14 protein-coding genes and 1 tRNA gene are annotated in these 25,198 nt (G+C 66.4%); 6 read left to right on the top strand and 9 right to left on the bottom strand.

Annotation, left to right across the window (positions count from 1 at the left end):
* Positions 1–113: 113 nt before the first annotated feature.
* On the bottom strand, positions 114–587 hold the full coding sequence (soxR, locus tag RND64_RS08640) for a redox-sensitive transcriptional activator SoxR (protein WP_082937943.1): 474 nt from the start codon (positions 585–587) through the stop codon (positions 114–116).
* Positions 588–627: 40 nt separating this feature from the next.
* On the opposite strand from soxR, the gene RND64_RS08635 reads away from it, so the two are divergent.
* Positions 628–2,049, top strand: coding sequence for an MFS transporter (locus RND64_RS08635; protein ID WP_049700896.1), 1,422 nt, complete (start codon positions 628–630; stop codon positions 2,047–2,049).
* A gap of 97 nt (positions 2,050–2,146) precedes the next feature.
* On the opposite strand, the gene RND64_RS08630 is transcribed toward RND64_RS08635, so the two are convergent.
* From RND64_RS08630 to RND64_RS08620, 3 genes are all read right to left on the bottom strand, one after another.
* Positions 2,147–2,219 (bottom strand) — tRNA-Lys (locus tag RND64_RS08630).
* A gap of 92 nt (positions 2,220–2,311) precedes the next feature.
* A complete protein-coding gene (locus RND64_RS08625; RefSeq protein WP_049700950.1) occupies positions 2,312–3,529 on the bottom strand; it encodes a L,D-transpeptidase in 1,218 nt (405 codons plus the stop codon).
* Positions 3,530–3,585: 56 nt separating this feature from the next.
* A complete protein-coding gene (locus RND64_RS08620; protein ID WP_049700897.1) occupies positions 3,586–3,807 on the bottom strand; it encodes a DUF3618 domain-containing protein in 222 nt (73 codons plus the stop codon).
* 244 nt (positions 3,808–4,051) lie between these two features.
* Here RND64_RS08620 and bcp point away from each other — a divergent pair, with 244 nt between their 5' ends.
* Together bcp and RND64_RS08610 are read left to right on the top strand one after the other, a co-directional pair.
* Complete coding sequence (gene bcp / locus RND64_RS08615; RefSeq protein ID WP_049700898.1) at positions 4,052–4,522, top strand: thioredoxin-dependent thiol peroxidase; 471 nt, start codon at positions 4,052–4,054, stop codon at positions 4,520–4,522.
* Positions 4,523–4,558: 36 nt separating this feature from the next.
* Positions 4,559–5,179, top strand: a complete 621-nt coding sequence (locus tag RND64_RS08610) for a TetR family transcriptional regulator (protein ID WP_049700951.1) — start codon at positions 4,559–4,561, stop codon at positions 5,177–5,179.
* Positions 5,180–5,215: 36 nt separating this feature from the next.
* Here RND64_RS08610 and acpS read toward each other — a convergent pair whose 3' ends face one another.
* Together acpS and RND64_RS08600 are read right to left on the bottom strand one after the other, a co-directional pair.
* Complete coding sequence (gene acpS, locus RND64_RS08605) at positions 5,216–5,608, bottom strand: holo-ACP synthase AcpS (RefSeq protein WP_049700952.1); 393 nt, start codon at positions 5,606–5,608, stop codon at positions 5,216–5,218.
* 4 nt (positions 5,609–5,612) lie between these two features.
* Positions 5,613–14,843 carry a type I polyketide synthase gene (locus tag RND64_RS08600; protein ID WP_049700899.1) on the bottom strand — a complete coding sequence of 3,077 codons (9,231 nt, stop codon included), beginning with the start codon at positions 14,841–14,843 and terminating at the stop codon, positions 5,613–5,615.
* Positions 14,844–15,342: 499 nt separating this feature from the next.
* Here RND64_RS08600 and RND64_RS08595 point away from each other — a divergent pair, with 499 nt between their 5' ends.
* On the top strand, positions 15,343–15,792 hold the full coding sequence (locus RND64_RS08595) for an HIT family protein (RefSeq protein WP_049700900.1): 450 nt from the start codon (positions 15,343–15,345) through the stop codon (positions 15,790–15,792).
* Positions 15,789–16,613 (top strand): NAD-dependent deacylase, encoded by an 825-nt coding sequence (locus RND64_RS08590; protein WP_049700901.1) that lies wholly within the window; start codon positions 15,789–15,791, stop codon positions 16,611–16,613. Before RND64_RS08595 ends, RND64_RS08590 begins: the two co-directional genes overlap by 4 nt.
* 6 nt (positions 16,614–16,619) lie before the next feature.
* Here the strand turns inward: RND64_RS08590 and RND64_RS08585 are convergent, their stop codons facing one another.
* The 3 genes from RND64_RS08585 to RND64_RS08575 form a co-directional block, all read right to left on the bottom strand.
* Positions 16,620–20,777, bottom strand: coding sequence for an AAA domain-containing protein (locus tag RND64_RS08585; RefSeq protein WP_049700902.1), 4,158 nt, complete (start codon positions 20,775–20,777; stop codon positions 16,620–16,622).
* A gap of 95 nt (positions 20,778–20,872) precedes the next feature.
* A complete protein-coding gene (locus tag RND64_RS08580; RefSeq protein WP_049700903.1) occupies positions 20,873–21,205 on the bottom strand; it encodes a rhodanese-like domain-containing protein in 333 nt (110 codons plus the stop codon).
* Positions 21,206–21,373: 168 nt separating this feature from the next.
* Positions 21,374–23,131, bottom strand: coding sequence for a DEAD/DEAH box helicase (locus tag RND64_RS08575; protein WP_049700904.1), 1,758 nt, complete (start codon positions 23,129–23,131; stop codon positions 21,374–21,376).
* A gap of 230 nt (positions 23,132–23,361) precedes the next feature.
* Between RND64_RS08575 and RND64_RS08570 the strand changes: the two genes are divergently transcribed.
* Positions 23,362–25,149 carry an AMP-dependent synthetase/ligase gene (locus RND64_RS08570; RefSeq protein ID WP_049700953.1) on the top strand — a complete coding sequence of 596 codons (1,788 nt, stop codon included), beginning with the start codon at positions 23,362–23,364 and terminating at the stop codon, positions 25,147–25,149.
* Positions 25,150–25,198: the final 49 nt, after the last annotated feature.

Raw genomic sequence — 25,198 nt, 5'->3', positions numbered from 1 at the left:
AAACGATCTGCGGTCCCGTTGTGTGGAACCGCAGACATGGATCAAATGACTGTGCGCGACGGCGCGCCACCAGTGTACGAGATCTACCGAATGCCCGAGTCGCCCGACATGGCTCAGTCGTCTTCAGGATCGATTGCCGGTAGCAGCCGCGGGCCCGAACCGTCGACGCCGAGTTCGTCGTCGGGGTTGAGTACCCGGCAACTCCGCAAGGACACACACCCGCATCCGATGCACTCCACGAGTTCTTCTTCCATGCGCTCGATCTCTTTGCGTCGAGCTTCGAGCCGGCCGCGCCACCGCTCCCCGATGCGTCGCCAATCGGTTTTCGACGGCATGCGATCCTGCGGCAGCTCGGAGAAGACCTCGGCCACCTCGGCGAGCGGGATACCCATGCGCTTGGCCACCTGGATCACAGACACACGCCGGATCACGTGCCGAGCGAATCGTCGTTGGCCTCCGGAGGTGCGTGTCGAGGAGATCAACCCCTCGCGCTCGTAGAAGTGCAGAGCCGATACCGCGACTCCCGTGCGCCGGGCAACGTCGCCGACGGTGAGCAGATCGGTCGGGGTTGGTTTGATCTCGTTCACGCTTGACCTCAACTTTAGTTCAGGTTCTAGCGTAGCCGACATGACGACCGAAGATACTAGAACGCCTGGGGATTCCAGAGACAACGCATCCGCAGGCACACGATCCGGAAGCTGGCGCGAACTGTTCGGCGCCGAACACATCACCGCCTCGCTCGTCCTGGCCGGTGGTATCGCGGTGTACGCGATGAACACCTTCGTGACCGCCGCACTCCTCCCGTCGACGGTCGACGACATCGGCGGAGATCGTTACTTCGCATGGGTGACAACAACATTCATGGTGGCATCGGTACTGGCGTCGATGCTGGTCGCTCGTTCGCTCGCATCATGGGGCGCAGCACGCGCCTACCTGATCGCGTTCCTGCTGTTCGCAGCAGGCTCGGTCGGCGCCGCGCTCACACCGAACATGGAACTCCTCCTCGCCTCACGGGTGCTGCAAGGGCTCGGAGGCGGACTCCTCGCCGGGCTCGGCTACGCCGTGATCCGCGATGCACTCCCCGAACATCTCTGGACACGCGCCACGGGATTGGTCTCGGCGATGTGGGGGCTCGGCACACTCCTCGGACCGACCATCGGCGGCGTCTTCGCCCAAATCAACTTCTGGCGGGGAGCATTCTGGCTGCTCGCCGTCGTTGCGATCATCCTGGGTGTGCTCTCGGTACGCGGATTGCCCAGGCGCAGTGCGGAATCCGACGACTTCGGCCGGGTTCCGGTGCCATCGCTGACGGTGCTCGTTCTGGCTGCGACAGCATTCAGTATCGCTGCGGTCGTGCCTGTCGGCGGACCAACCGTCGTCGCACTCGTCTCCGGTGTGGCACTCCTGGGGGCCTTTGTCATGGTGGATCGCCGCGCGTCGTCTCCGGTGTTGCCGCACATCACCTATCAGCGCGGTAATCCGTTGAAGTGGTTCTACATCGTTCTCGGCATCCTCAGTGCCGCGGCCATGGCGGAGATCTTTCTCCCCAAGTTCGGGCAGGAACTCGCGGGGATGTCGCCCCTCGTCGCCGGAATCTTCGGTGCCACCGTGTCGATTGGTTGGAGTGTCGTGCAGTTGTTCAGCGCGAGTGTTGACAGCGAACGGACCCGAAGGCGACTCATGGTCCTCGGCCCGGTGTTCATGACCATCGGCCTGACACTGTTCGCCGCGACTCTGCACGCGAACGCGGGATGGATCGCCGTCATCTGGGTAGTGGGGCTCCTGCTTGCCGGAGCGGGTGTCGGACTCGCCTTCCCGCACCTGAGCGTCGCGGCGATGCGCAGCACCGATGATCCGGTCGAGGGGTCGAAGGCCGCCGCCGGGGTCGGCACCGCAGAACTCATCGCCAATGCGATCTCGTCCGCACTGGTCGGGGTGTTGGTTGTCGTCGGTGGCCCGGGCGCCGCAGGGGCGATGACCATGGGCGCGGGACTCGCAGCGCTCGGCGCCCTCGGCGTCGTGGCGATCACCGTCGCCATCCGGCGCTAGCGTCGTCGGGTTAGGCAATCGGTGATCGGCTATCGACGGTGATGGGCCGACAAAGAAAACCGCCCCTCACCGTTGAAACGGTGAGGGGCGTTCGCTGTGCGCCATCAGGGACTCGAACCCCGAACCCGCTGATTAAGAGTCAGCTGCTCTGCCAATTGAGCTAATGGCGCTTGGCCGTGCGAGAAAGAACCTTACAGGGTCACTGCCTCAGAAGTGAAATCGCCTGTTCACAAGCCCTTTTTGGCCTCTCCCGCACGGGAACTCATGCGTTGCCCTTCTTCCACACATCCCACGGAACGTTCCAGTCACCGAGGCCGTCGTCGCCGGGCAACGGCTCGCCGACGGTGTTCTTCGCGATGACGATGTCGCCGCGGAGTGCGTTGTTCAAGAACCACTCCGCGTTGTCGGGGCTCACGTTGAGGCATCCGTTGCTCACGTCGTCGACGCCCTGGTCGCCAAGCGACCACGGCGCGGAGTGAACGTAGATGCCGCTGAACGAGATTCGAGTCGCGTCATACACGGTCTCTCGATAGCCACCGGGCGAGCTCACCGGCACCCCGTACGTCGAGGAGTCCATGATCACGCTCGGCTCACGCTCGGCGACCATGTAGATGCCGTTGTTGGTCGGCGTCGAATCCTTGCCCAGCGAGGTCGGCATCGTCTTGACGACCTTGCCGTCGATCGAGACGGTGATGTTCTTGGTCTTGTCGTCGGCGACCGCGACAAAACTGCGCCCCACCTTGAAGTTGGTCTCGAGGTTGTTGCTGCCGTATACCCCGCCACCGAGGTCGATGCCCTTGAGGTTGGCCGCGACGTGCACCTTGGTGCCCGGCTTCCAGAAATGCTCGGGGCGCCAACGCACCATGCTGTCGTTGAGCCAGTAGAAGGCACCCTCGACCGGAGGGTCGGCGGTCACCGTGATCGCGCGCTGCGCGTTGAGTTTGTTGGCGACAGGGGTGTCGAAGTTGATTGCAACCGTCTGGCCGACACCGACGGTCTCGTTGTCCTCGACCACCGACGACGCCGATGCCAGCGAGTCCGCGGAAGCCGTCGTGAAGCTGATCTTGCGGGCACCATCGCCCTCGACGCCCTTCGCCGCAGCGGTCAGCGTGTAATCGCCACCGAAGTCGAGCGGCTGACTCGACACCCAGGTACCGCCGTCGGGCGACACCTTGCCTGCGACCGGACCATCAGGCCCCGACACGACGACGGACGTGAGACTGCCGTTCTGCGCCGCGACCTTCACAGGGGCGCCAGGCATGACACCGACCGCGTGGTCGGACATCGGACGGTCACGCCATCCGGTCACCGAGATCGTCGGCTGCGCAAACGATTGCAGCGCAGGCGCATTGGTGACCGTGTCGGAATACTCCGGCGACTGAGAGCACGCCGCCGCACTGACAACAACCAAACCGGCCGCCGCGAGCGCACCCACACGGCGTACGCGCGAACGGGACGACTTCTGCCCACTCAGACCAATGAAAGAAGTTTCTGAAGTACTCAAAGAAGTTGAAGCCTTGAAGCGACGAGCACGCGTCACGCGATCACCTTGCGGACGACGCCAACCAAGACGACTGCCCCGGCAACCGCGAGCGAGATCTTGACCGCCGGCTTGTTGACGAAGGCGATCACCTTGGTCTTCGCGGAGTCGGCAAGCCTTTCGGGACTCACCCGAACCGCGAGTTCGTCAAGTGTGTTGGCCAGGTCTTCGCGCGCCTGCACGATGTCCTGTTCGATACGGTCGGTGTCGCCGGCCACAGTTGTCCTCCCAGACTTTTTCACTACACATGCGGACTCACCGATCCGCGTCTTTCCGCCAGAACGCCGTCGACGCAGCGGCCACGGCAGGCGCGCGCGCGTCGACAGAGCAAACGACATGTCGAGAATACGTCATCGCGACGTGGCGAGCCTCGTCCTGCACGAGCGAGTCGAGGAGGTGCCCGGTTTGCCCGGCTGAGGGTCGATCACCCGGTCGACCTGCCCTATCGGTAGCCTGACGACCATGTCTGGCACATCCCGTCTTGCCGTCGGCGACACCGCGCCCGGCTTCACACTCACCGACGCCCACGGCGAAACGGTATCGCTCTCCGACTACGCCGATACCAAGGTCATCGTCTACTTCTACCCCGCGGCGTCGACGCCCGGCTGCACCAAGCAGGCGTGCGACTTTCGCGACAACCTCGCTGAACTGGACGGACAAGGTATCGCCGTCGTCGGTATCTCCCCCGACAAGCCGGAGAAGCTCGCCAAGTTCGCCGACGCCGAGGGTCTGACGTTTCCCCTGCTGTCAGATCCGGACAAGTCGGTTATGACCGAATGGGGAGCGTTCGGCGAGAAGAAGCTGTACGGCAAAACCGTGACGGGCGTGATCAGGTCGACGTTCCTCGTCGACCACGGGACCATCGAGCTCGCGCAGTACAACGTGCGTGCCACCGGGCACGTTGCCAAGCTCAGGCGCGACCTGTCGGTGTGACCCACAGGCGCTGATCGAACCGAGTTGATCGAACCGATGAGTACCGAACCCCTGGTGCCGCGCAAACGCCCTACGCAGGAGCGCAGCAAACGAAAGTTCTCCGCGATGCTCGCGACGGCGCGCGATCTGCTGACCGAGGTGGGTTTCGAATCGCTCACCTGTGAGGAAATCGCCGTTCGCGCGGGCGTTCCCATCGGAACCCTCTATCAGTACTTCGCCAACAAGTACGTCATCGTCTGCGAACTCGACCGACAGGACACAGTCGGCGTCCGTGAGGAGCTCGCCGCCTTCGCGTCGGAGGTGCCCTCGCTCGAATGGCCGAACCTTCTCGAGAAGTTCCTCGACCATCTCGCGACGCTCTGGCGCGACGATCCATCGCGCCGCGCGGTCTGGCTCGCTGTCCAGTCGACCCCTGCGACCCGCGCGACGGCGACACTCAACGAGCGCGTACTCGCCGAGCAGGTGGCTCGCCTTCTTGCGCCGCTGATCCCCTCGCAGGGACGCCGCCGGGAGATGATGGCTCAGGTTCTCGTCCACACCGCGTACTCGCTGTTGAGTTTCTCGGTGCAGGACGGCCACGATCACGACGCAACGGTCGACGAACTCAAGCGCATGCTCGCGGGCTACCTCCTACTCGAGGAGTCGACCGGTAGCTGAATCCGTTGCACCGCACACGGATTGCGCACCGGCCGGTCAGCTCCCCTCCAGGATCGCCACCGCGGCAGCGGTGTTCCCGTCGTGCGTGAGCGAAATGTGCACTGTCGTCTCACGGAGGTGTTCGGCGATCTCCCCCGACAACCTGATCGCCGGACGGCCCCACGTGTCGGTGACGACCTCGATATCGCTGTGCCGGATCAAGGGCAGCAACGGCGAGCGCGAGAATCTGCTCACCGACCACGCCTTGACCACCGCCTCCTTCGCCGCCCACCGTGCCGCGAGGTGACGGGCGTCCTCACCCGTACCCGTTGCCGCGTCACGTCTCTCGCCCACCGTGAATCTCTCGACGAAGTTCGTGCCGACCTGTTCGAGTTGGTCTCCGAACTCCGGGATCGACACGACGTCGATCCCCACCCCGAGTACGGCCATCGCGTCAGCGCCCATCGGCCGCGACGCCGTACGCGCCATCGGTCGTGAGGCGTGCACCCGGATCGAGCAGCAGCCCGGCTTCGGCATCGTGCTCGTCGAGCGTGCTGTCGAGACGTCGACCCGACGGACGACGGTACGCAGGCTCGCCGCCGCACATCGCGACCAGCCGCCGCTGTGCACCGTCACGTTCGCGGCGTGCGGCCCGATCGCGATAGCTCTGCGCCTGATCCGAATCCAGTGTTGCGACAAAGGCTTCCGGATGGACGATGGCGATCAGACCCGAGACGTGACCGAAGCCGAGGCTGGTGAGCAGACCCGCCTTGAGCGGGAACCGATCACCGAGCGCGAGCGGCTCACGCGCCCACACCAGGTGGGGGTAGTCGCGCATCTGCTCATCGACACAGTCGAGGCTGCGGTTGGGTGGGATCACCCCGTCACGCAGCACCTGGCAGAGCCCGATGAGCTGGAATGCCGCCGCGCCACCCTTTGCGTGGCCGGTGAGCGACTTCTGCGACACGACGAACAGCGGCGCGCCGGGCGTCCTGCCGATCGCGTCGGCGAGTCGCTCGTGCAGCTCTGACTCGTTGGGATCGTTTGCACGCGTCGAGGTGTCGTGCTTGGACACCACCGCGACGTCGTCGGCGCTCACGCCGAGTGCACCCAGCGCGTTGGCCAACGGCGAGGCGAGCGCCCCACGTGCGGCTCCCAGCGCTCCGAGTCCCGGTGCGGGAATCGAGGTGTGCACTCCGTCGCCGAAGCTCTGCGCCCAGGCGACGACACCGAGGACCGGCAGTCCGAGCTGTGCCGCGACGTCGCCGCGAGCGAGCAGAATGGTTCCGCCACCGGCAGATTCGACGAATCCTCCGCGTCGCCTGTCGTTGGCACGCGAGTACCGGCGCTCGTCGATTCCGCGTGCGGCCATCTTCGCCGACTCCGCGGTCGCCGACATGTCACCGAATCCGACGATGCCTTCGATACCGAGATCGTCGAATCCGCCCGCCACCGCGAACATTGCCTTGCCGAGACGGATCTTGTCGACGCCCTCCTCGACCGACACCGCGGCCGTCGCACAGGCAGCGACCGGGTGGATCATCGCACCGTAGCTTCCCACGTACGACTGAACGACGTGTGCGGCAACGATGTTCGGCAACGCCTCCTGGAGGATGTCGTTGGCTTTCGCCTCGCCGAGCAGGGTGTTGACGTACAGCTCACGCATCGACGTCATGCCACCCATACCGGTTCCCTGGGTATTCGCGACGAGTCCCGGATGCACCCACCGCATCAGTTCCGACGGGGTGAATCCCGATGACAGGAAGGCGTCGACGGTCGCGACGAGATTCCACAGCGCAACACGATCGATCGATTCCACCATGTCGGGCGTGACACCCCAGCGGGTCGGGTCGAACCCGGTCGGGATCTGGCCTCCGACGGTCCGGCTCAGCTCGAACTTGCGGGGCACGCGAATCTCGGTGCCGGCCAAGCGAGTAACCCGCCAGTCTCCGGTGTCGGAGATCGGGGCGATCCTGGTCTTGTCCGGATCGGCGGCCGCAAATGCCCTTGCCTGCTCCTCGGAGCTGACGGTGAAGCTCAGGTCCTCGTCGAGGAAGATCGACGTGAGCAGCGGCGAGGTGTTGTCGACCATGGCGCCTTCATCACCGTAGCGCCGAATGCCGCAGCGCTCGACGACCGCGTCGTGGTAGCGCTCTGCGATGTCGGCCTCGTCGACCGGATCGCCGGTCCCGGTGTCGTACCAGCCCGGCTTGGGTGCGTCGTCCCAGACGATCAGACCGGTGTTCCAGGCAAGCTCCAACACGCCTGCCGCGCTGAGCTTCTCGTCGACCTCCATCTCGAACCGGGTGCGCGACGAACCGTAGGGTCCGAGCTCTCCGGCGCCGACGATCACCACGAGATCCTCGGGGCGCGCATCGATCGACGGCCATGCTGGCGCCATCGACTTCGCGGCGCGGGCCGGCGCGGGTAGCGCAGCGACCGTGGCGTCGTCGAGTTCGTCGGCCTCCGCCTCGACCTCTCCGGCGTCGTCCTGGTCCGTGGCGAGCGCTTTGAGATCGATCGACGGGTCGAGGCCGCCGGTGAAGTCGGCGAGAATCGCCTCGTCCCGGGCAGCGGCTCGCTGCTGCGGCGTGCACAGTCCGAGGAGCTGTGCTGCCATTTCGTCGGTGCTCCACGTCCGCACGCCCGCGGCCTCCACAGCCGCGACCATGCCGTCGTTGTGGCCCATCAGCCCGGTGCCGCGCACCCACCCGATGAGTGCGTGCGCGAGAGTCGTTCGCGCACCCCACGATTCCTCGGCTCCCCAGCGGGTGACCAGTGCATCGAGTGCGGCCTTGGACTCGCCGTAAGCACCGTCGCCACCGAACATCCCGCGGTTGGGCGATCCGGGAAGCACGACGTGCAGTCGGGCCGCGATGTCATGATCGGCGCCGATCTCACACAGCCCCGCGATGAGCCGCTCCACCGACCAGAGGAGGACCTTCATCTCGAGCTCTGCGCGCGCCCCGGCGTCGGTGAGGTCGCCGGCGACACGGGGTGCCGCGAACGGGAAGAGCAGCGTCGGCTTCATCGCAGGCTTGATGACAGCCGTTGTGCCGCCGACGTTCTCGGTCTGTTCGCTGCCGACCCATTCGACGAGATCGTCGACATCGGTGTACGACGCCATGTTGGTCGGTGCGACCCATAGCGCCGCGTCGTGACGCGCGTTCTCCCGATAGAGCTTCTTGTAGAAGGCGAGCTTGCCGGAGTCGAGCTTCGACGTCGTGGCGATGACCGTCGCTCCGCCCGCAAGCAGTCGACCGATCACGCCTGCGGCGATCGATCCCTTACCCGCGCCGGTCACCACGGCGATCTCGTCGGACCATTCACCCGCGTCGGGCGCCTGTGCCGCGGCGGCGATGGCGCCGAAGATCTGCGCGCGGGTCGCCTCGCCTGCGGCGAGAGCCTTGCCCTGCCACCACGTGGCATGTTGCGCGACAGTCTGTCCCGCACCCGCGAAGGACTCGACGATCGTGTCGTGGCGGTCGGCGAGGTCGGCGTCGGCTGTCAGCCAGATGCGGACCAGATCCTCGCGACTGGTGGCCCACCGGTCGTCGACGAGGACGATCTTCTCCGCGTCGAACGCCGGCGCGACGGTGCGCGCCCAGTCGGAGCCGAGTTCGGCACTGACCCGCTCGGCCAGGTGCGCGTCGACGTTCTCCGCGATCTCGGGCGCGGCGTCGTCCTCGGTGAGTCCGAGTTTGGCCAGCACCGTGTACGCGGCAGAGGCCAGCGCGCCACTGCGTCCGGTGAGCTGCTCGGTGAACTCACCGAGTGCTGCCGCGTCGACCGTCGCGCCACCGCCGGTGTCGGCCGCGGGCTTGGCGACAGCGATACCGCGCGACGCACCCACCGCGGTCACGGCGCGGTCGACGAGAGCATCGAGCGCGTCGGTGTTGGCGAGTGGTCCGTCGAGCAGATCGCCGAGGTCGCCTCCGCGCACGCTGGCTCCGTCGCGGGTACCGAGGGCGAGTGCCACGGTGGTGTGCAGTCCCCAGCCGGGACCGAGCTGCCACACGCCGGTCACCCGATCGGCGATGTAGGCCTGCCGCTTTCCGACGGGGCCGAGTACCTTGCGGATCTGATCGGACACCGCGTCGGTGAGCACCGCCCCCAGCGGGCGGTAACCACGCGCGAGGCTGTCCACCGTCGCGGCGAGCGCGACCATGTCGGCTTCTGCGGCTCCGTCGATCGCGCCGAGTCCGAGCTCGCCACCGATGTCGAGCAGGAGCTGGTTACGCCGCGACGAGACGCCATCGCACAACGCTTCGATGGTGTCGGCCGAACCGATCTGCTCGGGGCGGATCTTGGTCCACAGCGCCACGACTGCACGAACCGCGTCCGACGGCCCGAAGGAGACGTCGTCGGGCCGCGGAGCGCCTGCGGGCGCACTCGGAGCAGCAGGCGCTGCTGCCGCGGGAGCGGGCGTGCTTGACGCAGCGTCGTGCGAGGCACCGGTGTCTTGCGCAGGCGCGTCTTCGACGGGTTCATCGTCGAGCTCGGGGCCGGCATCCTTGGCGAGGATGACGTCGGAATCGCGCTCGACGTTCACCACTTCGGTTGTCGCCGAGCCGTAGTCGTCGAGCTTGAGAGTGTTGGTCGCCAGGCCGGCCAGCGTGGGCGCACCCTTGAGGCCGATCTCGACGAAACGTTGGATGCCCAGCCCGCCGCGCTCGGTTGCACCGAAGAGGAGGTCCTGGGTTTCGATCCAGCGCACAGGACTGGCGAACTGCCAGGCGAGTAGCTCGATGAGAACGATGCGCGCCAAGCCCGCCGGGTCGGCCGCGTGGGTGTCCCAGTCGGCGAGGACGGCGTCGAGCGGATCGGACGGCACCAGTGCCGCAATCTCTTCGACGAATGCACGGTCGAGCGTGAACAACCGCGGTACGAGATTCGGGATGTAGCGCCCGACGAGGATGTCGGGATCGATCTGTGCGGGCAGCAGTTCGTCGAGCTTGCCGCGGAACTCGGGTACACCGGCGCGCAGCACTGTCGAATGGAATGGCACATCGATGCCGGGAACGAGGATGAACGATCGCTTGCCGCCGAATTCGGTTCGACGACGCTCGATCTCGTCTTCGAGATGTTCGAGACCGCGAACCGTGCCCGCGATCGCGTACTGCGAGCCGAGAAGGTTCAGGTTGACCACCTCGAGGAACTCGCCGATCGACTCCCCGACCTCTGCGACGAACGACTCGACGTCGGCGTCGGCGAGGCCGAACTGGCTCGGGCGAATGGCCGCCATGCGATAGTCGCTGCGCCCCAGGTCATCTCGCGGGACCAGATGGTGCATGGCCTCGCCGCGCTGGAACACCACCTCGAGGACGGCTTCGAGTGGGAGCACTCCCGCGCATGCCGCGAGGGCGTTGTACTCGCCGACCGAGTGTCCACAGGTGATGGCGCCGTCGACGAATCCGCCTGCTTCCTTGAGCTCAGCGATCTGCGCGACGCCGAGGGTCGCCATGGCGACCTGGGTGAACTGTGTCAGGTACAGCACGCCGTCGGGGTGGTTGTAGGTGGTGCCGTTGGCGATGAGCGTGGTGGGGTTGTCGCGTACAACTGCGAGGATCGAGAACCCGAGAGCCGCGCGCGTGTGCTTGTCCGCGCGATCCCAGATCGCCCGGGCCGCCTTCGAGCGTGACCTGGCGTCGAGTCCCATGCCCTTGCTCTGGATGCCCTGCCCCGGGAAGGCGTAGACGGTTCGCGGAGTCGCGAGAAGTCCCGTGGCACTCATCACCAGGGTGTCGCCGACCTTGCAGGTCACCTCGACGACCTCGCGGCCGCGATCGAGACCGACGCGGTCGACGCGGACCGACACCGCATCGCCGGTACGAACCATCCCGAGGTAGCGAGCCGTCCACCCGACGATCGGGCGCGGCGACGGGATGCGGTTGCGCGAGTCGGCCGCAGTGACGACGTGCTGAGCTGCCGCCGACAACCACATGCCGTGCACGATGGGCTCACCGAGTCCCGCGAGCTTTGCCGCGCTTGTATCGGTGTGGATCGGATTGCGGTCGCCCGAGACGACAGCGAACGCACTCATGCGTGTCGGTGCGGTGATAGTCGCGGTACGCAGCGGCTTCCGGGTGGCCGCGGCCTCGTCGGTGATCGCTCCCCCGGCGCGCTGCGGGTCGTCGAGCTCGGCATCACCGATGCGACCACGGATGGCGAAACGCTCTGTCATACGGGCGATCTCACCGTCAGGCCCCGACACCTCGACGGCGACGTCGATGACGCGTCCCACCGTCGTGTCCCGGACCTCGCCCGCGCGGGCGACGATGGTGAGTTCGGTGTCGTGGTCGGGGATGGAACCGACGGTCTCGATGGTGTGGTCGAGGTGGACGAGGTCGAGCAGGCCCTCGACGACGGGGATGCCGTCGTCGGTCGTGGCAGCACCGATCGTCGCGAAAACGCTTGGCCAGCAGGCTCCGACGAGCGTGTCGGGCACCGCGAAGCCGAAGGGCTGCGCCGGTGTGACGGCGTGGAGGTGAGCAGGCAGCGTGTTGGCGGTGACGACGGCGTGGTCGGCGACCCCGTCTGCCGACCACCCGATGGTGGTGACCGCGACGCCGTCGACGACGTCGGTGAGGCGTCCGCCGGCTGCGACGGTGAGGATCTCGCGCATGGCACCTGCTGCGTCGTCTCGCTCGATGCGAGGGCTGCCGCCGTCGGCGATGCTCCGATCAACACGGAGCGGAATGCGCACAGACGATCCCGAGATCGGCACGATCAGCTCGAAGCTGTCCTCTCCCACGTGTTCGAGCACTGCGCCTGTTGCCGCATGCTCGGCTCGGCGCTCAGAGGAGACCTCCCACGACTCCCGATCGCCGAGCAGCGCAACCGGACTCGGCACGATGCGGCCGGCCCACGAAACGTCGTCGGCCCAGAGCACGGCACCGAGGATGCCCGCGTCTCGCACCGGAGCCTGCTTGCGGGCGGTGATCAGGTCGGGGTCGGCGCCCGCGGTGGCGAGATCGTCGACGACCTTGGCCTCGAATCGATCGAGCAGCTCGCCCACCGGCTCATCGACACGGGTGATACCCGAGACCGCGACCGGTCCGGGGATGATGCAGACGGCGTCCGCGCCGTAGCGTGCATCGTGGGCCTGCCACAGCGAGTCGCTGCGCCACCACCGTCGAACGTCTTTGTCGACGACGGGCACGAAGTTGACCGGCTTGCCCGGGGTCCGGCACAGGCCGAGGAAGAAGGCGACGTCCGCGGGATGCAGGATGTCGGTCTCGATCTCGGGGTAGACACCGCCGAGCGCGTCGATCGCCGCGTGCGGATCGTCGGTGGTCGAGATGTCGGCGAACATCGTGGGGACCGGGCCCGAATCCTTCGGGTGCATGCGCGCCTCGGCACGCTGCAGCATCTCCACAAATCGCTGCTGCCAGGTGATGTCGGCCCACGGGTACTGATCGGTGCGGCCATCCCCGACGGCCAGCGTCGCATAGCGATCGAGCCATTCGCGGTAGGTCATGGTGTCGAGGTCGCCGAAGTAGGGTTTCGCTGTCAGCGCCATCGCGGCCACGATCTCGTCGCGACGCTCGGCCACCGCGTTGGCGTCGCCCGCCACCTCGTCGAGCAGTCGACCGCAGCGCGACGCGGCGTTGTCGACCTCATGGATGTCGGCGCCGAGTTGGCTTCGGCCCGAGGCCATTCCGTTCGCGGCCCGGCCTGCGCCGATCCACTCGTCGACCCCCTCGGTGTCGACGAGTAGCTGCTTGACCTCCGGCGCGGTGGTCGCCTCGGCGGTCGCCATGGCCGCGGTACCGATCAGGATGCCGTCGAGCGGCATGGTGGGATACCCGTGCCTGGTTGCCCATTCGCCGGTCAGGTACTCGCTGGCGCGCTCGGGGGTGCCGATGCCGCCACCGACGCAGATGACGACGTTGTCGCGCACGCGCAGCTCGGCGTATGTGGAGAGCAGAAGGTCGTCGAGGTCTTCCCACGAATGGTGGCCACCGGCGCGCCCGCCTTCGATCTGCACGATGACCGGGTGATGCGGCACCTCGGCCGCAATGCGGATCACCGAACGGATCTGCTCGACGGTGCCTGGCTTGAATGCCACGAAACGCAGTCCTGCGTCGACGAATTCGTCGACGAGTGCCACTGCGTCCTCGAGCTCTGGGATACCCGCCGACACGATCACGCCGTCGATCGGAGCGCCCTGCGCCCGTGCCTTCTGCACGAGACGCTTGCCGCCGAGCTGCAGCTTCCACAGATACGGATCGAGGAACAGCGCATTGAACTGCGCTTCGCGGCCCGGCTCGAGAAGGTCGGTGAGCGCCGCGATGTTGCGGGCGAAGATCTCCTCGGTGACCTGACCGCCGCCGGCGAGCTCTGCCCAGTGACCCGCGTTGGCCGCGGCAGCGACGATCGCGGGGTCGACGGTGGTCGGGGTCATGCCCGCCAGCAGCATCGGAGAGCGCCCGGTCAGCCGGGTGAACGCCGTCTGCACGACACGACGACCGTCGGCGAGTTCGGCCAGTGTCGGGGCGAAGTCGGACCAACGGCGCGCAACCTCGGGAATCCCGCCGGGGCTGAACAGATTTCGCTGGCCTCCGCGAAGCGCTGTCGCCACCAGACCGACGCCCTGTCCGCGAACGAGCGGGGCGGTGAGCCGTGTTGCGAGATCGCTGGGACCGAAATCGAGAATCCACGCGGCGCCGTCTGCGATCACGGCGTCGATCTGTGCGACCCAGTCGACGGGCGCGACAAGGATCGATTCGGCGTGGCCGGCAGCGAGGTCGGCGTCGATCCCGCACGTCTGCGCCCACTCACGTACCAGGTCGACCGCCGGTGCCATGCCGGGGTGGTGGAATGCGACGCTGACGGGGAGCTCGTCGAAGACGGGGGCGAACGGCGCGCCGCCGGTGCTCTTGCGCTTGCGGTCATCGGCCTCCGCGGCGACGATGCGCTCGCATTCGGCCGCGAACGCCGCGAGATGTCGGGGCGCACCGGACAGCACGACCGAACGTCGGCTGTTGCGGATGGCGATCACGGGTGCCGTGACGAGTTCGGCCTCGGGCAGTCCAGCTCGGTAGGTCGTCAGGATCTCGTCGATGCGCGCGGGAGCAACATTGGTGATCGACAGCATCGGTGAGCCGTCCGGACTGCTCGCCAGGCCGCGACGTCGAGCAACGAGAGTGCCCGCGGCCGCCACGAGATGCGCGATCGCCAGCAATTGTCCACAGCCGCTCTCCCCGTGCCGGATAGCGTCGACGGCGAGTGACCCCTGTGAGTGTCCGACGACGGCGACGGGTGCGATCACGTCGGGATCGAGGCCCTGCTTCTTGAGTGATTCGACGGCGGCGACCTGGCTGAGGAGCACGCCGGGACCGCTCAGCGCGAAGTCGGCGAGCTCGGCGTCGGACGGCACCGGCTCACCCGCGTCGGTCGCACGCACCCATGCGAGGGGGTGGAAGCCGTCGGGGCGGGCTATCTCGATCGAGTCGGCGACGGGGGCGAGCATGCGCTCTGCGGCAGCGACGGCACCCGCCAGCTTCTGTTCGAGATCCGCGTCGACGACCAATTCGGCCAGCGTCGACAACCACGGACCACCCTGCCCACCGAAGCTGATTGCGTACTGCTCACCTGCTGAGAGCCGATCGATCAGGGATTCTGCAGGGCTTCCGGTGTTGCGGCTTCCGTGGTGCCCTTGGCGGAATTGGTCGACGGTCACGGGCTCTCCTAGAGGATCGGGGCTCGGCTGATGTGCGGTGCAGGAGTTGTCTGGTTCTCGTGCGAGAGCACCACGTGGCACGACCCGGCGGCGGGGGGATATCGCCGGGTCGCGCACGTGTCTCTCACGAACATGCTTGCCCAGCAACACCTTTGACGCTGTGGCGGGCGACTGACAGTTCAGCGTGGAACGTCGTCGACATGAACGTGGCACTCATGATGGCACATAAACGTGAGGACTTCCTCATGTTGTTTCCGACCCCCAGGTATACCCGCGAGTAGCCCCGCCGGTAACAAAATGCGGGCCCGTGCGCCCATTGATCGACGTGCACATCCGACCAGTTCGGGGCGCATTTCTCCGGTCGCCCGAGCCGTAGCGAAGACATCCGGTCGTCGTTATATAATCGTTATGTGACCTGTCGCACTGCGTGTCGTCCGCTGCGACATGGCACGCCCTCAGCGATGTCGAGCCAAGACGTCGAAGTCGTTAGGGTGCAGGGATGACCGACTGCGTGTTCTGCAAGATCATCGACGGTTCCGCACCGGCCCGAAAGGTGTACGAGGACGACTCCGTGGTGGGTTTCCTCGACATCAGACCGATGTCGCGCGGACACACCCTGCTCGTTCCCCGCATCCATTCGAGCGGACTGGGAGATCTGGTTCCCGACGACGGCGCCGCCCTGATGCGAGCGGGCCAGGTCGTCGCGGCAGCACTCCGGACGGCGCCACTGACACGCGACGACGAGCCCGCCGACGGGGTGAACCTCGTCGTCAACGACGGAAAGGCAGCGTTCCAGACCGTCTTTCACACCCACCTCCATGTGATCCCGCGACACCGCGGAGACAAGCTCCGCATGGCGAGGTCGCTGCTCGTACGCCGCGACAAGAATCCCGACGCCACCGCGGCCACCGTGCGTGCGGCGGTCCTCGAACAGATCGGACCCGCATGACCTCCGACGACGCTCTCACCACACCTGGCGCGCAGATCCCCCAGGCCGCGATCGACATCCTCGCCGGGGCCGAGTGGATCACCGTGTTCACCGGTGCCGGGATGTCGGCGGAGAGCGGCGTACCCACCTTCCGCGACGCGCAGACGGGACTGTGGGAGAACTTCGACGCCGAGCAACTGGCAACCCCGCAGGCGTGGGACGCCGATCCAGCACTCGTCTGGGGCTGGTACCAGTGGCGCGCACACCTCGTCAGCCGAGCTGCCCCGAACGCCGGACACCTCGCATTGAGCGCACTGGCAGAACGTGCCGATGAGGCCGACGACGCGCCGTCGGTCATGGTGGTGACGCAGAACGTGGACGACCTGCACGAGCGCGCGGGTAACACTGTGGTCAGCCATGTACACGGCTCGCTCTTCGCACCACGCTGCTCACGCTGCGGACATCCCTACGAGGGCAGAGACGCCAATCCGGCGACGGCCACCGACGAACATCCCATGGAACCGCCGTCGTGCCCGATATGCCTGTCGCTGGTGCGCCCCGGCGTCGTGTGGTTCGGCGAGCCGATCCCCCCGGAGCCCTGGGCGCGCGCCGAGCAGGTGTTCGACGTCGCCGACGCGGTCCTCGTGGTCGGGACCAGCGGGATCGTCTACCCCGCTGCGGCGCTCCCCGAGCGCGCACCGGCAAGGGGTATTCCGGTCATCGAACTCAACCCGCAACCGTCGGGACTGAGTTCCGTTGCCACACATAGCATTCGGACCACCGCCGCACAGGGTCTACCCGAGATCGCCGAACGCGTTCGTGCCGCGCGGCGCAGCCGATAACGGCTGCTACTCCGCTCCGGTCAAGTCGATCGGCTCCCACGCGGCGACCTCACGCGAGGCCGTCGCCGATACCGAACCCGGCTTGACGCCGCGACGATCGAGAAGCCGGATCACCGCGGCGAGCGCAGTGTCGGCGTCGAGCTCGAACTCCGATTCGCGCACACGCGCGAATTCCCAACCGCACCGACGCAACTCACGCTCACGCTCCATGTCGGAACGCGCCTGTGCGCCGGTAGAGGTGAACTCGTCTCCGTCGCATTCCACGGCCATCCGGCCCTCCGAACCCGTGACCACGAGATCGATGACCCGATTGTTGACAAGGACTTTCGGCGTCACGTGATACCCGAGTGCCGCGAGGCGATTGAACACCCGCTGCTCGAAGAGACTGTCGAAAGGTTCGACGCGCTCGTGGTCGGGGACGTCGGACGGCATCGGCGCGATGGTCGGTCCCTGATTTGCCTGCATGTAGCCGAGCAGTGAGTAGCGCAGGTCGTTGGGACGCAGATCGTCGAGTCCGACCGAGTGGAACAGCCACATCTGATCCATCGCGCGCGATGCGGCGACGTTGATTCGACGCTGCGATTCGGCGCGGGTGAGAGCACTCAGTGACGCGGGGTCGGAGACCACCATGGACAGGAACATCACGTGTCGTTCGTCGCCCTGGAAGTCGGGCGGGGTCCCGACCCGGATACGGCGTGCACGCCAGGTCTCCTCGTCAACAGCCTCGCGTAGGAGACGTGTGATCTCGTCGACCTGCTTGGTTCCCTGCAGAGCGATGATGCCGAAATCGAGCTCGGCGTAGGCGGGATCGGCGAGGCAATCGAGGAGCGTCGCAACGATCGCGGCGGCCTCCCCTTCGTTCACCAACGACTGTCCCTGACCGGTTGCCGCACCGTCGACACGCACCGTCCGCAGGGGATCGAGCCGATCGGCACCGAACTGTCGGACCGGGACGAGTGGCGACCCGCCGTAGAACTGTCGCGACGAGTACTCGATGATCTCCGGCATCGAACGGAAATGCTCGCGCAGCCGGATGAGGTGACCGAATCGACTGCGCAGCAACGAGAACAGGCTCGAGCGCGGAGTCAGACCATCCCGGAGGTAGTGCGGCAGATCGGGAAGCTCGGCGTCGAGTCGTGCGAAGGCGTCGTCGAGCGAGGTCCCGGCGAGTCCGCGTGGGGCACACTGCTTGTCGTCGCCGACGACGATGACACGGGGCGCGAGCCACAGCAGGAAGGAACTGGTGATGTCGGCCTGACTCGCCTCGTCGACGATCACGACGTCGAACGAATTCGGTTCGGGCGGAAGCATGTCGGCGACCTGGCTGGTCGACATGATCCACGCGGGAACCGCCGACTGTGCCTGCTCCATCGCCTCGCGCGCAGCAGTCCGGAAGCGGTTGGCGTGCTTGCCCGATCCCTTGCCCAGATTGATCATGTGGTCGCGGTAGGACTGCAACGCCTGCACCTGGGCGACGGTGGTGCGCGCGAGACATGCCCGCCACGCGCGTGCGGCGGCGAGCTTGGTGGTCAGCTGTGCGATGTCGGCATCGGCGTCGTCGAGCGCAGAAGCCAGGCGCGCCTCGGCGTCGGGGTCGCTGCGTTCGGCGACCCAGGTCCGTGCCCGACGCCACTCCCAGGCGCCGACCACGTCACGCAGACGTGCGTCCCACGCGGGATCGTCGGGAGTTGCGGCCAGCGCCGCGTAGAACTCCGGTGCCTTACCGCGCAACCGCAGAGCGAGCAGGTCGAGCGCGGCTTGGTCGTTCAATTCGTCACGCGCCGTCGTGAAGGCGCGTCGCGCCGACCTGATCGCCTCCGCGTCGGCGTTGGCCAGTGCGGCGACAAGCGCATCACCTTCGGGCGACGGTCCCCTCTCGACTTCCGTCGACAACCGATAGGCGTGGTCGGCCAGTTCCTGCTCGGCGAGGTTCGCGTCGTTGGCGGCAGCGATGAACGCACCCTGGTGGGCAACCTCCGACACCTCCGCGACGCTGCGCGGGCGAGGACCGCCGGGGCTGATGTACTCGAGCTCGCGAATCAGCTGGTCGCGTGCAGACAGCAGATCCGATACCCAGGCGAGTTGCGTGTCGAGGCGCACGAGTTGGCTGAGCTGCTTTGATCGCGAACCGGCGGTGTCGACGGGGACGTGCAGATCGGCGAGCACGCGATGTACCTGACTCACGGCGTCGAGGACCGCGAGGTGATCAGCGACGAGCTCCAAGCTGTCGGCATCGGTGGCCGGACGACCGTCGACACTGGCTATGACGCCCGAATCCTCCACTGCCCGTTGCTGTTCCGACCGCAGCAGGCGGCCACGCCAGCGTCCACCCTCACGTAGATAGGTGGCAGCGGCCGCGAACCGTTCGCCGTCACCGGGCCTCGCATTCTCGACAACGACGACGTGCGCGCCGATCGCCCGGTCACGCTGCGCGGCGTCGGCGATGACCGACGAGAGAGCCGTGACGCGCGACCACAGGTGCGCTTCCTGCCCGGCGAGGAGCCTGTCGGCCATGTCGACGATCAGCGGCGGGAACGTCGCGACCTCTCCGGAGGCCACCGCGAGGTGATCGCAGATCCCCTTGATACGCAGCAACCGTTCGCTTGCCACGTCCGACAGGATCGACATCAACGATCCGCTGCCGACCATCGGCTCCGCGGGCCGCTGTCCGATCCGTTCGCAGATCGCGTCCATCGTCATCGTGTCGGGCAGGTAGTCGTCGAGGTCTGGCAGGCGCTGCGCGAGACGCCCGGAGTCGGCGCCGACACGACGAAGCAGTTCGAGTAGGCGGGTGAATTCGCCGCTGTCCAGTGGCGGCAACGCCCCTTCGAGTGGCCCGGGAAGCCAGTCGAACCGTTCGGCGTCGGCGTTGCATGCGCGAACGATCGACGCCGCGGTGCCGCGATAGTCGCCCGCAACCCACTCGTGCACCTCGGTCTCCGACGAACGCAGATCCCACAGACCGCGCAGTGCCCGCTCGCGCCGGTCGATCGCCTGCGCGCGGCGGTAGGCGAGGTCGTCGATCTCGGCGTCGGCGACACCGGTGGAGAAACTCGACTTGCGGTCGGCGATCGCCTCGACGCCCGAGACCACGGCGTCGTAGCTGTCGGTGCTGACGTCGGCGAGCGAGACGGTCAACTCGCGCAGCTCCGGCGGAAGGATGTCGCGCAGCACCTGCAGCGCGTTGACCTTCTCGCTGGTCACCAGAACGCGCTGGCCCTTCGCGAGAAGTGCCGAGAGGACGTTCGCGATGGTCTGGGTCTTGCCGGTACCGGGTGGCCCCTCGACGACAACCCCACTGTCGACTCCGAGTTGAGCCAGCACGTCACGTTGTTCGACATTGGACGCGAGCGGGAACATCGCGTCGGCGACGAGTTCGGTGGCGGGTGTCGCTCCCTGCCCGCTGAGCGCCGCCAGCCGATCCGCTGCCTCGATGGGCGCGACCAATTGCGACAGACCGATCGGCACCTCGGTGCCCGGCTCGCGCAGCGCCGCCAGCATCGCGTCGTAAAAGCGCAACGCCGACCCCGTTCCGCGGTTGCGTAGAACGATGGCCGGCGCGAGGTCGATGGTCAACGACACGTGCTCGTCGTCGACGACCACTTTGTCGCGCCACGCGGAAATCAGTTGTCCCGCAGCAGAATTCGCGACATTGGTAAGGCCTGCTACACGGCCCCGCTGCTTGACCGCGTCCGACAGGTCTATGCCGTCGATCGAGGCGAGCAGGTGCGTGTCGTGGATCATCGGCACGCCCGCGGAACCGAGCGAGATCCGGATGGTCCCGGAATCGGCGTCGCGTTCTGCGACGACGTCCTGCGTCAGCAGGTGTTCACGAACAAGCGGCTCACCGTCGTTCTCCTGGTCGACGACGGTGACAAGCCCGTTGGCGAGGACGATCTCGAGCGATTCGGGATCGGCGATGAGGTCGTCGAGAATCGTCGACAGTTGTGGATACGCTTCGTCGTCCGGAGATACTTCGACGACGGTCTGTCCCGGCGCGGCTCCGGTGCGGACGGGCACGGGCGTCGATCTGCCGACCCACACGACAGCGGGGTGGGAATCGACTGTGCTGACCGAGACCGATCGTGACCGAACCAGGCCACGGAGAAAGCCGATCAGCCTCGACACCTGATCCCGACGCTCATCAGGAGTGTCGTTGATCATGCGCTTGCTGCCTTCCCGCCGCGATACCAGAGTTCATCAACGCTACCAAGGCCGCGGAGGGCCAGTCGTGTCGACGAGCACTGTGGCGGTGCAGCTCAGCGGCCCGAGGTGCCTCGAATGGCAGGGAAACCGCCATCGACGTAGTGCACGTTGGTGTATCCGAGGTCGGCGATCTGCTCTGCGATGCGCGGTGCCTGCGAACGCACCGACACGACGGCGATCTCGGTGTCGCGGTTGCTGACCAGCGGGAACGAACCGGTCGGCGTGGGCGCGAGTCGGGTTGTGACCTCATTCGGGTCGACGACGACTGCGCCGGGGACACTGCCTTGATGACGGACGACCTGCGGACGGGCGTCGACAACGACTGCGTCGCCGTGCTCGACGTGATCGATGGCTTCTGCTGCGGTAATCGCACTCACCACTGACACTGGTGACTCACTCCTGAACTCGAACTTCTACTTGCCTGTCGGGAGTCGGTGTACCGCTCTCCCCCCAAAAGGTTACGGAAAGATATCGATCTGTCCACCTTCGCACCAACAGCCTGGTCACAGGATCAAAGCTGTCGCGAGGACGGGCGAACCAGCTACCCGATTCCGTCAGCCCCGACCACGACCGGCGACGCGCGGATTGCCGCGCTTGCCCCAACTGTCACCGCGTTTACCGTGACGGTCGCGGTTGAAGCTGCCACCGCCCTGACCATTACGTTTGCCGCCACGTGTGCGAGGCGGGCCCTGGTCGCGTCGGATGTCGATCGGGTTCTTGCCGATCCGCGTGTGCCGCAGGCGCTCCAATGTCTCCCTGTCGAGATCTTCAGGAAGCTCGACGATCGAGAAGTCGTCGCGGATGCTGATGTTGCCGAAATCACCCCGGGTCAGTCCGCCCTCGTTGGCGATCGCGCCCACAATCGCGCCCGGAGACACCTTGTGTTTGCGTCCGACAGCGATCCGATAGGCGGCGAAGTTGCCGCCACCCGACCGCGGCGCACGTTCCCGACGCTCGGGACGCTCGCCCTTCGGCGGGTCGGGCGCCATCAGGAATCCACCGTCGCGGGTCTCGAGCGCCAGCGCCGCCGCGATGTCGGCCATCGCCACGTCGTTGTCGCGGGCGTAGTTCTCGATCAGCTGTCGGAACATGTCGAGATTCTCCGACGCCAGATTCTCGGTGATGGAATCGGCGAAACGCGCGACGCGCTGAGCGTTGACGTCGTCGACAGATGGCAGATCGATCTCGGTCAGCGGCTGACGTGTTGCACGCTCGATTGCGCGCAGCAGATGGCGCTCCCGCGGCGAGACGAACAACAGAGCGTTACCCGACCGTCCGGCACGCCCGGTGCGTCCGATGCGGTGCACGTACGACTCGGTGTCGTGCGGGATGTCGTAGTTGACCACATGCGAGATCCGGTCGACGTCGAGTCCGCGGGCAGCCACGTCGGTGGCGACGAGAATGTCGATGCCACCGGCTTTGAGCTGATTGATCGTCCGCTCGCGCTGGGCCTGCACCATGTCGCCGTTGATCGCGACCGCGGAGAACCCCCGCGAGCGAAGCTTCTCGGCCAGCTCTTCGGTTGCCGACTTCGTGCGGACGAAGACGATCATCGCGTCGAACGTCTCGACCTCGAGGAAGCGCGTCAGGGCGTCGAGTTTGCGCTGGTGAGAAACCTGCAGGTAGCGCTGAGTGATGTTCTGAGCGGTCGCGGTCTTGGCCTTGACCGTGATCTCCTGCGCATCGTGCAGGTACCGCTGCGCGAGGCGTCTGATCGCGCTCGGCATTGTCGCCGAGAACAACGCCACCTGCTTGTCGTCGGGAGTCTCGGCGAGAATGCGTTCGACGTCCTCGGCGAACCCCATCGTCAGCATCTCGTCGGCTTCGTCGAGCACGAGGAAGTCGAGTTGGGAGATGTCGAGCGTGCCCTTGTCGAGGTGGTCGATGACGCGTCCCGGTGTACCCACGATCACCTGCGCGCCGCGTTTGAGACCGGCGAGCTGGACGCCGTAGCTCTGTCCGCCGTAGATCGGCAGGACGCGCACGTCGGGCATGTGTGCCGAGTACTTGCCGAACGCTTCGGCCACCTGGAGTGCGAGCTCACGGGTCGGCGCGAGGATCAGCGCCTGCGGGCGTCGAACCTGCGGGTCGATCCGCGAGAGGATCGGAATCGCGAACGCGGCGGTCTTGCCGGTACCGGTCTGGGCGAGCCCGACGACGTCGCGGCCCTCCATGAGCGGTGGAATCGTGGCCGCCTGGATGGGCGACGGGGTCTCGTAACCGACATCGGCGATGGCGTTGCGTACGCGCTCGTCGATGTCGAGGTCGTCGAATGTGATCGACGGTGTATCTGCGGTCGGGCTGTCGGTCATGGTCTGCGTGTCCCGTTCATCGACTCAACTGTAATCCGCAGGCGGGCCAAAAGCGGCATTCACGTGCGGCATGGTCAAGACCGGAGTCGATCACACCCCAATGTGATGGACGCCACTTTCCCTGCTACCCTCTGTGGCAACATATGCGAGCGGCATCCCGCCCTACCTCGACTATGTCCGTAATGTCTATGTCCGAAATGCCGGATAACACGTCCCAGGGGGCCACCTACATGCAGCAGTACGCCACTCCGTCGGATCTGACCGTCGAAGACAAGGCCACGCTGGTCGACACTCTGCTCCGTTATCGCGACGAACGCCCGACACTCCCACTCTTCCGGCGACAGTCGTCCGGCCAGTGGATCACGGTGACCGCGAAGCAATTCGCCGACGAGGTCGACGCCGTCGCGAAAGGTCTCATCGCGTCCGGGATCGCACCGGGCGACCGCGTCGCGATCTGTTCGTCCACTCGGTACGAGTGGTCGCTCCTGGACTACGCCATCTGGCGTGCGGGCGGGACAACGGTCGCGATCTACGAGACCTCTGCACCCGATCAGGTCCAGTACCTCCTCGAGGACTCCGGAACCGTCGCGCTTGTCGTCGAGGACGCCAACCACCGCGACAAGTTCCGCGAGGTGACCGACGGACTGCCCGCGCTTCGCGAAACCCTCGTCATCGACGACGGCGCGGTGAACGAGCTCACCAACCGCGGCAAAGATGTGCCCGACGCCGAACTCGATGCGCGACACGCCAATACGGTGTCGTCCGACGCAGCGACGCTGATCTACACCTCGGGCACCACCGGGCGCCCGAAGGGTGTGGTCCTCACCCACGCGAACTTCCTCGCCGAGTGCGCCGCAACCCGCTCGGCCGTCGGATCGGGTCTCGAAGAGGGCAATTCGACGCTGCTCTTCCTCCCACTGGCACACGTCTTCGCTCGCGTCATCGCCGTCGCGAGCCTGGAGAGTGGCGTCATCGTGGGGCACACGAGCGATATCCCGCACCTCGTCGAACATCTCGCCACCTTCAAGCCGAACTACGTGCTGTCGGTCCCGCGCGTGTTCGAGAAGGTCTACAACTCGGCCAAGCAGAAGGCATACGACGGCGGCAAGGGATCGATCTTCGACAAGGCCGCCGACACCGCCATCGAGTACAGCGAGGCGCTGGAAAAGGGCGGGCCCGGCATCGCGCTGAAGCTCAAGCACGCGGTGTTCGACGCTCTGGTCTACAAGAAGCTGCGTGCCGCACTGGGCGGCAACTGCGACGGCGCGATCTCCGGCGGAGCCCCTCTCGGGGCGCGCCTCGGGCACTTCTTCCGTGGCGCAGGCGTGCCGGTCTACGAGGGCTATGGGCTGTCGGAAACCACAGCGGCGATCACCGCGAACAGCGAAGAACACCAGCGCGTGGGTTCTGTCGGACGGCCGATCCCCGGGGTGACCATCGCGATTGCCGACGAGGATGGCGAAGTTCTCGTCAAGGGTCCGGTGGTCTTCACCGAGTACTGGCACAACCCCGACGCGACCGCTGATGCGATTCGCGACGGATGGTTCCACACGGGCGACGTCGGACACCTCGAGGATGGCTTCCTCTTCATCACCGGCCGCAAGAAGGAACTGATCGTCACCGCGGGCGGCAAGAACGTCTCCCCCGCCCAGCTCGAGGACTCGATCCGCGCGCATCCGATGATCAGTCAGTGCCTCGTCGTCGGCGACAACAAGCCGTTCATCGCCGCATTGATCACGATCGATGTCGAGGCCGTTCCCGGTTGGCTCGAGCGCAACCGGCTCGCTGCCGATACCCCGTTGACCGAGCTCGCCTCCAACGACAAGTTGCGGGCGGAGATCGCCGAGGCCGTCGACGCCGCGAATGCGAAGGTCTCCAAGGCTGAGGCGATCAAGAAGTTCAGCATCCTCGACACCGATTTCACGATCGATTCGGGCGAGCTCACGCCGACGATGAAGCTCAAGCGCAACATCATCCACTCCGCCCACCAGAAGGCGATCGCCGACCTCTACACGTGATCGTTCGCTAGCAAAGTTCTCACCGCACCCCGCGTGGCCCTGCACGGCT

This window comes from Gordonia sp. w5E2, from assembly GCF_036540975.1.
GTDB classification, from domain to species: domain Bacteria; phylum Actinomycetota; class Actinomycetes; order Mycobacteriales; family Mycobacteriaceae; genus Gordonia; species Gordonia jacobaea.
This window is presented reverse-complemented; position numbering and strand designations above follow the sequence as displayed.